The organism is Nonomuraea sp. NPDC054003 (genome assembly GCF_055585125.1).
Genome location: NZ_JBVJKR010000025.1, coordinates 1 through 13,817 on the forward strand (window position 1 = coordinate 1; position 13,817 = coordinate 13,817).

Consider the following 13,817-nt stretch of genomic DNA (forward strand, 5'->3'; position numbering starts at 1 on the left):
ACGATGAAGTCGGCGCCCTGGGAGAGCATGATCTCCTTCTGCGGCATCATGATCGTGTCGGAGATCTCCGGGATCTTGTCGTACTGCTCCTTGTGGCCGGGCAGGAACGGGCTCTCGGAGAAGTTGGTCCGCCCGGTGATCCGGTCGCCCAGGCCGAGGGCGAACAGGGTCTCCAGCGAGGGGTGGTAGCCGGTCACGACCTTGGCCGGCGGCCGGTCGAAGGTGAGGGTGCGCCCGCAGTTCTCGACCGTGACGGGGAAGCCGGTTTGCGGCGCCGCCTGCTGGGTGGGCTCCTGGGCGGTGGGTGCTTGCGAGCAGGCGGTCAGCGTCAGGGCCGCCGCCAGGACGAGCAGCTTCTTCATGGAGCCTGACTTCGGGGTGGTACGGGGCGGGCGGCTCATGTGGTGGAGCTCCGGTGGTGAGAGGATCGGGCAATTGCGATACGAAACACCCCATTCTGCATATAAGTCGCAATTGCAAGCAAGTCGCACGAAACTGAGGCGGCGCCCGCCCGGCCCCGCGGACCAAGCTCAGACCGGGCGGGCGTCGCCGGTCTGGGTCAGACGCCGCGGGCGGCGTCGTAGCGGGAGATCACATCGTTCCAGTTGATCAGGTCCCACAGCTTCTCGACGTAGTCCGGGCGTACGTTGCGATACTGCAGGTAGTACGCGTGCTCCCAGGCGTCGAACACCAGCAGCGGGGTGGTGTTCATGCCGACGTTGCCGTGGTGGTCGTACACCTGCTCGACGACCAGGCGGCGGCCCAGCGGCTCCCATGCCAGCACGCCCCAGCCGGAACCCTGCACGGTGGCGGTGGCGGTGGTGAGCTGCTTCCTGAAGGCGTCGAAGGAGCCGAAGTGCTCGTCGATCGCCGCACCGAGGTCGCCGTCGGGGCGGTCGCCGCCGTCGGGGGACAGGTTCTCCCAGAAGATCGTGTGCAGCACGTGGCCCGACAGGTTGAACGCGAACGTCTTCTCCAGCCCGACCAGCCCGCCGAACTCGCCCTTGTCCCGTGCCTCGGCCAGCTTCTCCAAGGTGTCGTTGGCGCCCTTGACGTAGGCGGCATGGTGCTTGGCGTGGTGCAGCTCAAGGATCTCGCCGGTGATAGCGGGCTCCAGGGCCGCGTAGTCGTACGGCATGTCCGGCAGGGTGTAGTCACCCATGAGCTATCTCTCCTCGTAATTGCAAATGACTTGCAACAACGATAGCCCTGCAACTGACTCATGTCTCGTGCGGCGTGCCGGTCAGTGCTTGCGGTCGCGGAACCAGGCGGCGGCGCCCGGGTGGAGCGGGATCGACGCGGTCGAGATGCCGGTGCGGACGTTGATGTGCCAGGCCTCGGGAATGGCCTCGGTGTCGCCGTGGCCGGCGGAGGAGATCGTGCCGGTGTGGGTGAAGATCGTGTCGGTGATGGCGTACACCAGGTCGGCCGGCAGATCGTTCCGTACGAGAAGCACGTTGGGCACGGCGAAGGTGCGGGTGGCCGGGACGCCGGCGTAGGCGGTCGCGGGGATCATGGCCGGCGCGTAGGGGCCGGGGAACGCCGTGAAGAGCGCACCCGCCTGCGCGTCCAGCGGGATCAGGCGGATGGGGTGGCGCTGCGCCAGCTCCGTGATGGCCGGGGTCGGGACGCCGGTCAGGGAGAACATCGCGTCGATCACGCCTTCGCGCAGCGCCGCCGCCGACTCTGCCTGGCTGAGATACCGGCTGTCGGTGTCGACCGGGCCGAGCTCCAGCACCCGCAGCGAGGTGAACTCGGTGCCCGAGTCGCGGGCGCCGAGCGAGATGCGCTTGCCCTCCAGGTCGCCGAACTCCTCGATCGCCGAACCGGCCATGACCACGAGATGCAGGTGGCTGTCGTAGAGCCGGCAGATCGCCGAGAGCTCCTCGGGCGCGCTGCCGTCGGTCAGGATCAGCGCGTCCAGGCTCGTCAGCCCGAGGTGCACCGCGCCGGCCCGGAGCATCCGGATGTTGTCGGTGGACGCACCGCTCGGCACGGTGCGCACCGTGACGCCCGGCACCTGCTCGGAGATGTGCGCGGCCATCGAGCCGCCGATGCGCCGGTAGACCGCCCCCGCCGGCCCGGTGGCCAGCCGGAGGTCGATCTCGCCGACCTCGCGCTGCCGCGAGCAACCGGCGATCAGCCCACCGGCGGCCAGGAGCACCGCCCGCCTGCTGGGGTTCAGCATGCCGCGATGATACGGGCCCGGCGATCAGCGGCGGACGCGGCGGGTCAGCGCCAGCCCGCCGAGCACGACGGAGCACAGGCCCACCACCACGGCGACATACCCGCCGACGATGCCGTAACCGGTGCCGGGACCGCCCTCGGCGGCGGCCACCACCAGCCCGCCGACGGCCGCGCCCGCCAGCCCCGCCACCAGGGCCACGACGGCTCCCCTCCTGCCGGTCCCGGCGCCGATGCGACCGGTGGCGCGGGCCACGGCCAGCCCGCCGACCACCGTGCCCGCCAGGCCCAGCAGCGCGCCCACCGCGGACCAGAGCCGCCCGGAGGTCATGGCGTAGGCGTCGACGGGGTCCACGACTCCGAGCAGGGTGAAGGTGACGGACATGAGACTCTCCTCCTGGGACTGGACGTGTCCCGATGGTGTCCTCCGGACCCGCCGCCGGTCGTCCGGCCAGGGGAGGCGATGCGCGCTGCCGCCGGTGACGCAGGATCCGTGGAAGTACCGCGGACGCGGTAGCCCGGCGATCGTCCGTACGCAGGATCCGCCCGCGACGGCATCGGGCTATGGTGCGCGCATGAGCACAGGACGGTCCCGTGCCCTCGACTGGGCGATCGCCGGCTGCGTGGCGGCGGCGCTGCTCGTCACCGGGCTGTCCGGGCAGGGCTCCGCGAACCCCGCCGGCTACGCGGCGCTGGTCGCCGGCGGCCTGGCGCTGGCCGCGCGCCGCCGGGCGCCGGTCCCCGTCCTGGTCGTCACCGGGTTGTGCGCGGTGGGCTACCAGGCGGCCGGCTTCGACGTGCCCGCCGTCGCGTTCCTGTTCGCGGTGTACGCCGCCGTACGGGCCGGGCACCGCGTCGTCACGGTGGTGGCGAGCGTGACCATGCTGGCCGCGCTGCCGCTCGCCGCCGTGGCCTCGGGATCGTACGACATGGGCGAGGCGTTCGCGCAGGCCCGGGGCGCTCTTGAGCTGGCCTGGCTGGTCGCGGCCGGGGCGGCGGGCGAGGCGCTGCGGCAGGCCGAGCGGCGGGCGGAGGAGGCCGAGCGCACCCGCGAGGAGACCGCGCGGCGCCGCGCCGACGAGGAGCGGCTGCGCATCGCGCGGGAGCTGCACGATTCGCTCACCCACCAGATCTCGATCGTCAAGCTGCAGGCCGAGGTCGCCGTGCACGTGGCCCGCAGGCGCGGCGAACAGGTGCCGGAGGCGCTGCTGGCGATCCAGGAGGCCGGGCGCGAGGCGGCCCGCGAGCTGCGCGCGACCCTGCAGGCGCTGCGCGACGACGACACGACACCGCCGCGCGGGCTCGACGACGTCCCGGAACTGGTGGAAAGGGCCCGCGCCATCGGCCTGGACGCCACCCTGACGATCGAGGGGCGGCGGCAGGACGTGCCCGCCGCGGTGAGCAGGACCGTCTACCGGATCGTCCAGGAGTCGCTCACCAACGTCGCCAGGCACGCCGCCGCCGCGACCGCGTCGGTCCGGATCGACTGCCGCCCGGACACGCTCGAAGTACGCGTCGACGACGACGGCAGGGCCACCCAGGACACCGTCCCGGTGCCCGGCGTGGGGCTGCTCGGGATGCGCGAACGCGTCACCGCACTCGGCGGACGCCTGCGGGCGGAGCCGCGCGGCGAGGGCGGCTTCACCGTCCGGGCCGAACTCCCCGTGGACCGGTTGCCGTGATCCGCGTCCTGCTGGTCGACGACCAGCCGCTGATCCGCAGCGGGTTCCGCGCGCTCCTCGACCTGGAGGACGACATCGAGGTGGTGGCCGAGGCCGGCGACGGCGTCGAGGGCCTGGCCCTGGCCAGGGAGCATCTGCCCGACATCGCGCTCGTCGACGTCCAGATGCCGGTCGCCGACGGCATCGAGACGACCCGGCGCATCGCCGCGGACCCCGCGCTGGCCGGGGTGCACGTCGTCATCCTGACCAACTACGGCCTGGACGAGTACGTCTTCGACGCGCTGCGCGCCGGCGCGGCCGGGTTCCTGGTCAAGGACATCGTGCCCGAGGACCTCCTGCACGCCGTGCGCGTCGCCGCCCGCGGCGACGCGCTGCTCGCGCCGTCGATCACCAGGAAACTCATCGACAGGTACGTCACCCGGCCGATCACCCTCGGCACCGGCAGAGGGCTCGAAGAGCTGACCAACCGGGAACGCGAGAGCGTCGCCCTGGTCGCGCAGGGCCTGTCCAACGACCAGATCGCCGACTGCCTGGCGATCAGCCCGCTGACCGCCAAGACCCACGTCAACCGGGCGATGGCCAAGCTCCACGCCCGCGACAGGGCCCAGCTCGTCGTCATCGCCTACGAGTCCGGCCTGGTGGTGCCGGGCGGTTCCTGACGCTCAGACGTGGGCGAGCAGGATCGCCGGGTTCTCCACGAGGTCGGCCACGTGGCGCAGGAACCCGCCGGCCGCGCCGCCGTCGCAGACCCGGTGGTCGAAGGTGAGGGAGAGCTGGGTGATCTTGCGGGGGACGACCGTGCCGCCGTGCACCCAGGGGCGGTCGATGACGCGGCCGACGCCCAGGAGAGCGGCCTCCGGGTGGTTGATGATCGGAGTGGAGCCGTCCACGCCGAAGACGCCGTAGTTGTTGAGCGTGAACGTGCCGCCGGTCAGCGCCTCGGGCGGGAGCTTGCCCGTGCGGGCCAGGCCGGTGAGCCGGGTCAGCTCCGCGGCGAGCTGGGCGGTGGTCTTCCGGTGCGCCCCGCGGACGACGGGGACGACGAGCCCGCGGTCGGTCTGGGCCGCGAATCCCAGGTTGACGTGTTCGTACCGGACGATCTCGGAACGGGCGACGTCCACCGTGGAGTTCAGCTCGGGGAAGCGGCGCAGGCCGTCCACGCAGATGCGGGCCAGCAGGGCCAGCAGGCCGATGCCGAGGTCGGGGCGGTCGCGCCGGAGCGCGTCCCTGGCCGCGAGCAGCTCGGTCGCGTCCACGTCCACCCACGTCGTGGCGTCGGGGATCTCGGCGCGGCTGCGGCTCAGCTTCTCCGCCACAGCCCGCCGCACCCCCCGCAGCGGCACGCGCTCGTGACCCGCCATGTCCTGGGAACGGTCGGCCACCGGCGCCCTCCCCGCCGTGGTTTGGGAACGGTCGGCCACCGGCGCCCTCCCCGCCGTGGTTTGGGAACGGTCGGCCAGCGGCACCCTCCCCGCCGTGGTCTGGGAACGGTCGGCCACCGGCGCCCTCCCCGCCGTGGCGCGGGCGCGGTCGGTGATGGCTCGGTCCACGTCGCGGCGCAGGATCACCGCACGCGGCCCCGTGGGCGTGACCTCGTCGAGATCGATCCCATGTTCCCGCGCGATCCTCCGCACCAACGGCGAGATCACCCGCGGCGCCATCCCCCCGGCCGCCTCCCGCCTCCGCACCTCCGCGACAGGCCGTGATTCCGCAGCGGGGCGGAGGTCTGCCGGGCGGGGATCTGCGGCGGGCCGCCGCTCTGCGGCGGGACGGAGGTTTGTGGCGGGGCTGGGCTCTGCGGCGGGATGCGATTCCGCACCCGGACGGAGATCTGCGGTGGGACGGGGGCCGCCGGCTGGGCGGGGGTCTGTGGTGGGGCGGGAGTCTGTGGCGGGCCGCCGGTCTGTGGCGGGACGGAGATTTGTGGCGGGGCTGAGGTTTGTGGTGGTAGTGAGGTCTGCGGTGCGACGGGGGCCTGCGGCTGGGCGGGGGTCTGTGATGGGGCGGAATTCTGTGGCGGGCCGCCGGTCTGTGGCGGGACGGAGATTTGTGGCGGGGCTGAGGTTTGTGGTGGGGGTGAGGCCTGCGGTGGCGTTCGCGTTTGTGGCGGGACGGCGGCGGCGGCGGGGTGGGGTGGGGGTGGTGCCGTAGCCGATGAGGACGTTGCCGGAGCCGGCGCGTTCCTCGTCGCGGTAGCGGGCCGCCGCCGGGTGCTCGGCGGCGACCTCGATGAGGGGCGCGCCCACGGACAGGACGGCGCCGGGCTCGGCGTGCAGGGCCAGGACGGTGCCCGCGTAGGGGACCGGGACCTCGACGGCAGCCTTGGCGGTCTCGACCTCCACCACGATCTGGTCGATCTCGACGGTGTCGCCGACGGACACCTTCCAGTCGAGGATCTCCGCCTCGGTCAGCCCCTCGCCCAGGTCGGGCAGCCGGAACACCTGCCCCGCGGTCATGACGCCTCCCTGCTCAGGTGCACCACGTCGGGCCGGTCGTCGAACTGCAGCCGGTCGACCGCGTCCAGGACCCGGTCGGCGTCCGGCAGATGGGCGTGCTCCAGTTTCGGCGGCGGATAGGGGATGTCGAAGCCCGTGACCCGCAGCACGGGCGCGGCCAGCGAGTGGAAGCAGCGCTCCTGGACCCGCGCCGCGATCTCGGCGCCCACCCCGGCGAACCCCTGCGCCTCCTGGATCACGACACACCGCCCGGTCTTCCGTACGGAGGACGTGACGGTCTCGTCGTCGAACGGGACGATCGTCCGCAGGTCGACCACCTCCAGGGAGACCCCGTCGGCGGCCGCCGCCTCGGCGGCCTGGAGCGCGACCGGCACGCCGGGCCCGTAGGCCACGAGCGTCGCGTCGCGGCCCTCGCGCCGGACCACGGCCTGCCCGAACCCGGGCGCGCGCCGTCGCCCGCTGGGGGAGAACGCCTCCTTGGACCAGTACAGCCGCTTCGGCTCCATGAAGATCACCGGGTCGGGATCGGCGATGGCGTCACGCAGCAGCCAGTACGCGTCCTCGACCGTCGCGGGCGTGACGACCTTCAGCCCCGGCGTGTGGGCGTAGTACGCCTCGCTGGAGTCGCAGTGGTGCTCGACCCCGCCGATGCCGCCCGCGAACGGGACGCGGATCACCATCGGCAGCGTCACCCGGCCGCGGGTGCGGTTGCGCGTCTTGGCCACGTGCGAGGCGATCTGCTCGAACGCCGGATAGGCGAAGGCGTCGAACTGCATCTCCACCACCGGCCGGAACCCGCCCATCGCCATGCCCACCGCGAGGCCCACGATGCCGGACTCGGCCAGCGGCGTGTCGAAGCACCGCTCCTCGCCGAACTCCTTGGTCAGCCCGTCGGTGACGCGGAACACGCCGCCCAGGGGCCCGACGTCCTCACCGAAGACGAGCACCCGCTCGTCCGCACGCAGCGCGTCACGCAGGGCGGCGTTCAGCGCCTGCGCCATCGACATCGCGGTCATGTCACTCCTCCGGTGCGGTCAGCTCGGCCGCCAGCAGCTCGCGCTGCTCGCGCAACTGCGGCGTGGGGTCGGCGTAGACGTGGTCGAACAGCTCGTACGGGTCCGTCTCCGGGTCGGCGTTCAGGCCGTCGCGGACGCGGGCGGCGAACTCCTCGGCCGCCTCGCGCGCCGCCGTGACGCCCGCCGCGTCGAGCAGGCCCCGCTCGCGCAGGTAGGTCTCCAGCCGGGCCAGCGGGTCGGCCGCCGCCCACCGCTCGACCTCCTCGTCGTCGCGGTAGCGGGTGGCGTCGTCGGCGTTGGTGTGCGCGTCCATGCGGTACGTGTGCGCCTCCACCAGGAACGGGCCGCCTCCCTCACGGGCGTGCCGCACCGCCTCGGTCAGCACGGACAGCACCGCGACCAGGTCGTTGCCGTCCACCTGCTCGGAGCGGACGCCGTACCCGACGCCCTTGTACGCGAGCGCCGGGGCCGCGGTCTGCCTGGCCAGCGGCACCGAGATCGCGTACTTGTTGTTCTGCACGAAGAACACGACCGGGGAGCGCAGCACGCCCGCGAAGTTGAGCGCCTCGTGGAAGTCGCCCTCGCTGGTGCCGCCGTCGCCCACGAAGGCCATCACGACCGCGTCCTCGCCCTTGCGGCGCAGCGCCTCGGCCATGCCGACCGCGTGCACGGTCTGGGTGGCCAGCGGCGTGCACTGGGGCGCGACGCGGGTGGCCGCGGGGTCGTAGCCGCAGTGCCAGTCGCCGCGCAGCAGGGTGAGCACCTCGACCGGGTCGAGGCCGCGCGCGACCAGGGCCACGCAGTCGCGGTAGGTGGGGAAGAGCCAGTCGTCCGCGCCCAGCGCGAGCACGCCGGCGACCTGGCAGGCCTCCTGCCCCAGGCTGGACGGGTAGACGGCGAGCCTGCCCTGCTTGGTCAGCGCGGTCGCCTGGCGGTCGAAGCGGCGGCCCTGGACCATCAGGCGGTAGGCCTCGGCCAGCTGTTCGTCCGCGGGCGTCCGGTAACCGGCGGGCGGATCGACGGCGGTGCCGTCCTCGGCGACGAAGCGCACCGGGTCGGGCGCGGGGAGAAGGCCGGCCACCTGGTGATGGGACATGGCGACACTCGCTTTCTCTGGACGTTTGACAAGAGAAGCGTGTGCCGCGCGAGCCACCTGCTCAAGACATCACGTACAAACAGCGACAAATGGCCAAAAATGGCGCTTATGTGGGCCAAATGTCGATCCAATCGGGTTTCTTGCGGAGGGTGAGCCGGACGTTTGGCTCACCACTCCGCGCCCCGGCCGCGGGCCTCGTCGAACACCAGCCACGTCCTGGTCGCGCGCACGCCGGGGATGTCCTGGATGCGCTCCAGCACCATGTGCCGCAGCGCCTCGTTGTCCGGTGTCCTGACCAGCACCAGCAGGTCGTAGTCGCCGCCGACCATGGCGATGTGCTCCACGTACGCGATCTCGCGCAACCGCGCCGACACCTGCCGCCAGGTGTTCTGCTCGATGGCCACCGAGACGTACGCGCTGGTGCCCAGCCCTGCCTTCGCCGGCGCGAGCTCGGCCGTGAAACCCGTGATCACGCCGTCGTCCAGGAGCCTGGCCAGGCGCGCGTAGGCGCTGGCGCGCGAGATGTGCACGCGCTCAGCCAGGTTCCGCACCGACATGCGCCCGTCGCGCAGCAGCTCGGCGATGATCGCCCGGTCCACGTCGTCCAGCGGGGCGGCAGGACGTGCCGGCCGGCCCTCGCCGGTGTCGCTCACCGGATACCTACAGGCTGGAGGCCCCGTCGTTCAGGGCGGGGAGGAAAGCCGGAACGGCCAGACACTGCGGTCTCCCGGTTTTGTCGGTGGTGGTCGGTAGTTTGATCGGCGTGTCCCGCTACCGGCTCCAGCCGTCGCCTGCCCAGGAGGCAGGGTTGCTGGAGCACTGCGGGCACGCCCGGTATGTGTGGAATCTCGCGGTTGAGCAGCACATGCTCTGGAAGCCGGGCCGCAGGAGCGCGCCGGGGTTCGCCGAGCAGTGCCGCCAGTTGACCGAGGCGCGGGCAGCGTTCGCGTGGCTGCGCACCGGGTCGATCATCGTCCAGCAGCAGGCTCTGAAGGACTTCGCGCAAGCCATGGCGAACTACTTCGGTGGAACCCACAGGCGTCCGACATGGCGCAAGCGCGGGCGGGGTGAAGGGTTCCGGATCGTCGCCGTCAAAGCGGGTGACGTGCGCCGCCTGTCCCGGCACGTGGGCGAGGTGAAGGTCCCGAAGGTGGGCTGGATCCGCTTCCGCTGGTCCCGCGCCGTCCCTGACGAGGTGAAGTCGTATCGGGTCACCCGCGACCGCGCCGGGCGCTGGCATGTCGCGTTCGCCGCGATCCCCGATCCCGTCCCGGCGCCGGGCCTGGGCGAGGTCGTCGGTGTGGACCGGGGTGTGGCTGTGTCGGCCGCCCTGTCGAGCGGGGAGATGCTGCATGCTCCCGGGCTGCGTGAGGCGGAGAAGGCGCGGCTTCGGCGGCTGTTGCGCAAGCTCGCCAGGGCCGGGCGCGGATCTAACCGGCGTGCCGAGGTCAAGGCCGCCATCGCCAGGGTGAAGGCGCGCGAGAGCGACCGGCGCAAGGACTGGGTGGAGAAGGTCAGCACGGGCCTGGCCCGGCGGTTCGACGTGGTCGCCGTCGAGGACCTGAAGATCGGTGCCATGGCCCGGTCGGCGCGCGGCACCGTCGAGGCGCCGGGCCGCAATGTCCGGGCCAAGGCGGGGCTGAATCGGTCGATCATGGCCGCCGGATGGGGTTGTCTCGTCCGGCGCCTGGAGGACAAGGCGCCCGGGCGGGTGGTGAAGGTCAGCCCCGCGTACACGAGTCAGCGGTGCTCGGCGTGCGGGATCGTGGACCGGCAAGCGCGTGAGAGCCAAGCGCGTTACCGGTGCCGGTCCTGCGGATACGCCGCCAACGCTGATGTGAACGCGGCCAGGAACATCGCACACGCGGCAGGGCATGTCGTGTCTGCGCGGGAAGGGCCACGGGTTGCCGGGCCGGTGCACCGCGAACCTCAACACGACCTCCTCCTCGTGGGGTAGTTGCGGTTGGAATCCCCGTGCTTCAGCACGGGGAGGATGTCAACGCGCGTTCTCGTCCCACGTCTTGGCCACCAGCGTGAGGACGTCGTACGTGGCGACCGCGCGCCCTTCCTGGTTGGTCACGACGGCGTCCCAGCGGACCTCGCCGTGGCCGGCCCCGCTGCGCGGCGTGATCTGCTTGACGGTCAGCGTCACGGCGATGGCGTCGCCCGCCTTGACCGGCGTGAGGAAGCGCAGCGCGTCCACGCCGAAGTTCGCCAGCACCGGACCCGGCGCGGGGTCCACGAACAGCCCGGCCGCCAGCGAGACGACCAGATATCCATGGGCGACGATGCCGCCGAACAGCGGGTTGCGCGCGGCCGCCTCCGGGTCGGTGTGCGCGTAGAAGGTGTCGCCGGTGAACTCGGCGAAGTGCTCGATGTCGTCGAGCGAGACCGTGCGCGGCGGCGACGCGATCGTGTCGCCGATCCGCAGCTCGGCCAGCGACTTGCGGAACGGGTGCACGTCCGAGTCGGTGCGCGCCGCGCCGGTCGTCCAGCGCCCGGTGACGGCGGTGAGCAGGTCGGGGGAGGCCTGGACGGCGGTCCGCTGCATGTGGTGCAGCACGCCGCGCACCCCGCCCAGCTCCTCGCCGCCGCCCGCCCGCCCCGGGCCGCCGTGGACGAGCACGGGCAGCGGCGAACCGTGACCGGTGGACTCGGCGGCGTCGTCCCGGTCGAGGACGAGGATCCGGCCGTGCCACGGCGCGAGCCCGAGCACGACGGACCGGGCGACCTCGGGGTCGTGGGTGACGACAGAGGCGACCAGGCTGCCCCGGCCCCGCGCCGCCAGGGCCACGGCCTCGTCCAGGGTGTCGTAGGTGAGCACGGTGCTGACGGGCCCGAACGGCTCCACCTCGTGCGGCTCGGTGGCGCCGGGCCGGGCACGCAGCAGGAGCGGGGTCATGAACGCGCCGCGCGTCGCGTCCCCGTCGAGCAGAGGCCCGCCCGCGAGGTCGCCGGCCACGACGTCGGCGCCGGCGCGCAGCGCCTCGACGGCCTTGCGCACCTCCTCGCGCTGGCCGAGCCCGGCCAGCGCGCCCATCCGCACGTCGGGGTTGCGCGGGTCGCCCACGGTCACCCGCGCGAGGCGCGCGGTCAGCGCCTCCACCACCTGGTCCGCCATCGCCGAGGGCACCAGCGCGCGGCGGATGGCCGTGCACTTCTGCCCCGCCTTGACCGTCATCTCGGTGACGACGCCCTTCACGAACAGGTCGAACTCCGGGTCGTCCGGCCGCACGTCGGGGCCGAGGACGGAGCAGTTCAGCGAGTCGGCCTCGACGCCGAGCAGCACGCCGCCGTCGAGCACGTTCGGGTGGCGGCGCAGGATCCCGGCGGTGTGCGCCGAGCCGGTGAAGGCCACCGAGTCCTGCACGGTCAGCTCGTCGAGCAGCCCGGCCGCGCTTCCCGCGACGAGCTGGATCGAGCCTTCGGGGAGGATGCCCGAGCCGACGATCAGCCGGACGGCGAGCTCGGTGAGATAGGCGGTCTGACTGGCGGGCTTGACGATCGAGGGCAGCCCGGCGAGGAAGGCCGGGGCCAGCTTCTCCAGCATGCCCCAGACGGGGAAGTTGAAGGCGTTGATCTGCAGCGCCACGCCCGGCCTGGACGTGTAGAGGTGCTGGCCGACGAACGTGCCGCCCTTGCCCAGGCGCTCCAGGCCGCCGTCCAGGAAGACCGTGTCGTTCGGCAGCTCCCGTACGCCCTTGCTCGCGTAGCTGAACAGGGTGCCGATGCCGCCGTCGACGTCCACAGCGGTGTCGCGCGAGGTGGCGCCGGTACGCACCGACAGCGCGTACAGCTCCTCCTTGCGCTCCGACAGGTGCTTGGCCAGCGCCTTGAGCAGCGCGGCCCGCTCGTGGAAGGTCAGGGACCGCAGCGCGGAGCCGCCGGTCTCGCGGGCGTGGCGGACCATCGCGGCGATGTCCAGCCCTCGGCTGGAGAGGCGCGCGACCTCCTCGCCCGTGGCCGCGTCGAGCAGCGGCTCCCCGTCGTCGGACGCGCGGAACCACCGTCCGGCTGCGTAGCTCTCCAGCAGCGTGCTCACCCTGTCTCCTCTCGCGCCCCGTTGCGTCGATGCCCACTCGTGTGCGACCTTATTACTGACCGAGCGATAAGTAAATGAGCCCGTTCCGGAGGGAAGATGACGACCATCCCAGCGGAGCCGGACCTGGAGGCCCGGCTGCAGGCCGGGTTCGACGCGACCATCGCCCGCCGCGACCGCATCGAACCGCGCGACTGGATGCCGGACGCCTACCGCAAGACGCTCGTCCGCCAGATCGCCCAGCACGCCCACTCCGAGATCATCGGCATGCAGCCGGAAGGCAACTGGATCGGCCGCGCGCCCTCCCTGCGCCGCAAGGCGATCCTGCTGGCCAAGGTGCAGGACGAGGCCGGGCACGGGCTCTACCTGTACTCGGCGTGCGAGACCCTCGGCGTGTCCCGCGCCGAGCTGACCGGCCTGCTGCTCAGCGGACGCCAGAAGTACTCCTCGATCTTCAACTACCCGACCCTCTCGTACGCCGACGTCGGCACCATCGGCTGGCTGGTCGACGGGGCCGCGATCTGCAACCAGGTGCCGCTCTGCCGCACCTCCTACGGGCCCTACGGCCGCGCGATGATCCGCATCTGCAAGGAGGAGTCCTTCCACCAGCGGCAGGGCTACGAACTGCTGATGACGATGATGCGCGGCACCGACGAGCAGCGGGCCATGGTGCAGGAGTCGGTCGACCGGTTCTGGTGGCCGTCGCTGATGATGTTCGGCCCGCCGGACGCGAACTCGCCCAACAGCGAGCGGTCGATGGCGTGGGGCATCAAGCGCAACTCCAACGACGAGCTGCGCCAGAAGTTCGTCGACATGACCGTCCCGCAGGCCGACGCGCTCGGCGTGACGCTGCCCGACCCCGGCCTGCGCTGGAACGAGGAACGCGGCCACTACGACTTCGGCGAGCCCGACTGGCGGGAGCTCGCCGCCGTCATCCGCGGCGACGGGCCGTGCAACGCGCAGCGGCTGGCCCACCGCAGGGCCGCGCACGACGACGGCGCCTGGGTGCGCGAGGCGGCGACCGCGTTCGCGGAGCGGGAGGGCGCCCGATGAGCGGCGACCGGCGGGAATGGCCGCTCTACGAGGTGTTCGTCCGGGGCAAGCGCGGACTCAACCACGTGCACGTCGGATCGCTGCACGCCCCCGACGACGCGATGGCCCTGCGGCACGCCCGCGACGTCTACACCCGGCGCAACGAGGGCGTCAGCATCTGGGTGGTGCGCGCCGACGCCATCACCGCCTCCAGCCCGGACGAGAAGGACCCGCTGTTCGCGCCCAGCGGCGACAAGGTCTACCGGCACCCGACGTTCTACGAGATCCCCGAAGACGTCCCGCACATGTGAG

Annotated in this window: 13 protein-coding genes and 1 pseudogene; 5 read left to right on the forward strand and 9 right to left on the reverse strand. The window is 72.3% G+C overall.

Features of this window, described 5'->3' with window-relative positions:
• The 4 genes and pseudogenes from ACZ6YG_RS41855 to ACZ6YG_RS41870 form a co-directional block, all read right to left on the reverse strand.
• Positions 1 to 362 (reverse strand): annotated as a pseudogene (locus ACZ6YG_RS41855) (hypothetical protein); the annotation flags it as partial.
• A 197-nt stretch (positions 363 to 559) separates the two neighbouring features.
• Positions 560 to 1,162 carry a superoxide dismutase gene (locus tag ACZ6YG_RS41860; protein WP_271279499.1) on the reverse strand — a complete coding sequence of 201 codons (603 nt, stop codon included), beginning with the start codon at positions 1,160 to 1,162 and terminating at the stop codon, positions 560 to 562.
• Between the two features lie 81 nt (positions 1,163 to 1,243).
• Complete coding sequence (locus ACZ6YG_RS41865) at positions 1,244 to 2,188, reverse strand: TAXI family TRAP transporter solute-binding subunit (protein ID WP_466021000.1); 945 nt, start codon at positions 2,186 to 2,188, stop codon at positions 1,244 to 1,246.
• A 24-nt stretch (positions 2,189 to 2,212) separates the two neighbouring features.
• Positions 2,213 to 2,569 carry a DUF6223 family protein gene (locus tag ACZ6YG_RS41870; RefSeq protein WP_148034998.1) on the reverse strand — a complete coding sequence of 119 codons (357 nt, stop codon included), beginning with the start codon at positions 2,567 to 2,569 and terminating at the stop codon, positions 2,213 to 2,215.
• Positions 2,570 to 2,759: 190 nt separating this feature from the next.
• Between ACZ6YG_RS41870 and ACZ6YG_RS41875 the strand changes: the two genes are divergently transcribed.
• Complete coding sequence (locus ACZ6YG_RS41875; RefSeq protein WP_466021001.1) at positions 2,760 to 3,866, forward strand: sensor histidine kinase; 1,107 nt, start codon at positions 2,760 to 2,762, stop codon at positions 3,864 to 3,866.
• Positions 3,863 to 4,525, forward strand: coding sequence for a response regulator (locus ACZ6YG_RS41880; RefSeq protein WP_219545959.1), 663 nt, complete (start codon positions 3,863 to 3,865; stop codon positions 4,523 to 4,525). The genes ACZ6YG_RS41875 and ACZ6YG_RS41880 overlap by 4 nt, the downstream gene beginning before the upstream one ends.
• 3 nt (positions 4,526 to 4,528) lie before the next feature.
• Here the strand turns inward: ACZ6YG_RS41880 and ACZ6YG_RS41885 are convergent, their stop codons facing one another.
• From ACZ6YG_RS41885 to ACZ6YG_RS41900, 4 genes are all read right to left on the reverse strand, one after another.
• A complete protein-coding gene (locus ACZ6YG_RS41885; protein WP_466021002.1) occupies positions 4,529 to 6,322 on the reverse strand; it encodes a dihydrolipoamide acetyltransferase family protein in 1,794 nt (597 codons plus the stop codon).
• Positions 6,319 to 7,338: an alpha-ketoacid dehydrogenase subunit beta gene (locus tag ACZ6YG_RS41890; RefSeq protein ID WP_219545957.1), complete on the reverse strand. Its 1,020-nt coding sequence runs from the start codon at positions 7,336 to 7,338 to the stop codon at positions 6,319 to 6,321. The genes ACZ6YG_RS41885 and ACZ6YG_RS41890 overlap by 4 nt, the downstream gene beginning before the upstream one ends.
• Position 7,339: 1 nt before the next feature.
• Entirely contained in the window at positions 7,340 to 8,434 is a 1,095-nt protein-coding gene (pdhA, locus tag ACZ6YG_RS41895) for a pyruvate dehydrogenase (acetyl-transferring) E1 component subunit alpha (protein WP_466021003.1), read from the reverse strand.
• Between the two features lie 167 nt (positions 8,435 to 8,601).
• Entirely contained in the window at positions 8,602 to 9,087 is a 486-nt protein-coding gene (locus ACZ6YG_RS41900; RefSeq protein ID WP_466021004.1) for an Lrp/AsnC family transcriptional regulator, read from the reverse strand.
• Positions 9,088 to 9,197: 110 nt separating this feature from the next.
• Here ACZ6YG_RS41900 and ACZ6YG_RS41905 point away from each other — a divergent pair, with 110 nt between their 5' ends.
• Positions 9,198 to 10,391 (forward strand): RNA-guided endonuclease InsQ/TnpB family protein, encoded by a 1,194-nt coding sequence (locus ACZ6YG_RS41905; protein WP_466021005.1) that lies wholly within the window; start codon positions 9,198 to 9,200, stop codon positions 10,389 to 10,391.
• A gap of 39 nt (positions 10,392 to 10,430) precedes the next feature.
• Here ACZ6YG_RS41905 and paaZ read toward each other — a convergent pair whose 3' ends face one another.
• Positions 10,431 to 12,476: a phenylacetic acid degradation bifunctional protein PaaZ gene (gene paaZ, locus ACZ6YG_RS41910; RefSeq protein ID WP_466021006.1), complete on the reverse strand. Its 2,046-nt coding sequence runs from the start codon at positions 12,474 to 12,476 to the stop codon at positions 10,431 to 10,433.
• A 96-nt stretch (positions 12,477 to 12,572) separates the two neighbouring features.
• Between paaZ and paaA the strand changes: the two genes are divergently transcribed.
• Positions 12,573 to 13,526, forward strand: a complete 954-nt coding sequence (paaA, locus tag ACZ6YG_RS41915; protein ID WP_148034991.1) for a 1,2-phenylacetyl-CoA epoxidase subunit PaaA — start codon at positions 12,573 to 12,575, stop codon at positions 13,524 to 13,526.
• Positions 13,523 to 13,816: a 1,2-phenylacetyl-CoA epoxidase subunit PaaB gene (gene paaB / locus ACZ6YG_RS41920; protein ID WP_148034990.1), complete on the forward strand. Its 294-nt coding sequence runs from the start codon at positions 13,523 to 13,525 to the stop codon at positions 13,814 to 13,816. The genes paaA and paaB overlap by 4 nt, the downstream gene beginning before the upstream one ends.
• The last annotated feature ends 1 nt before the right edge of the window (position 13,817 follow it).

What these genes read in the sequence shown, in the direction of transcription:
- paaA (WP_148034991.1), top strand. Translation starts at nt 12,573, where the DNA reads ATGACGACCATCCCAGCGGAGCCGGACCTGGAGGCCCGGCTGCAGGCC.
- ACZ6YG_RS41860 (WP_271279499.1), bottom strand. Translation starts at nt 1,162, where the DNA reads ATGGGTGACTACACCCTGCCGGACATGCCGTACGACTACGCGGCCCTG.
- ACZ6YG_RS41885 (WP_466021002.1), bottom strand. Translation starts at nt 6,322, where the DNA reads ATGACCGCGGGGCAGGTGTTCCGGCTGCCCGACCTGGGCGAGGGGCTG.
- ACZ6YG_RS41875 (WP_466021001.1), top strand. Translation starts at nt 2,760, where the DNA reads ATGAGCACAGGACGGTCCCGTGCCCTCGACTGGGCGATCGCCGGCTGC.
- pdhA (WP_466021003.1), bottom strand. Translation starts at nt 8,434, where the DNA reads ATGTCCCATCACCAGGTGGCCGGCCTTCTCCCCGCGCCCGACCCGGTG.
- ACZ6YG_RS41890 (WP_219545957.1), bottom strand. Translation starts at nt 7,338, where the DNA reads ATGACCGCGATGTCGATGGCGCAGGCGCTGAACGCCGCCCTGCGTGAC.
- paaB (WP_148034990.1), top strand. Translation starts at nt 13,523, where the DNA reads ATGAGCGGCGACCGGCGGGAATGGCCGCTCTACGAGGTGTTCGTCCGG.
- ACZ6YG_RS41870 (WP_148034998.1), bottom strand. Translation starts at nt 2,569, where the DNA reads ATGTCCGTCACCTTCACCCTGCTCGGAGTCGTGGACCCCGTCGACGCC.
- ACZ6YG_RS41865 (WP_466021000.1), bottom strand. Translation starts at nt 2,188, where the DNA reads ATGCTGAACCCCAGCAGGCGGGCGGTGCTCCTGGCCGCCGGTGGGCTG.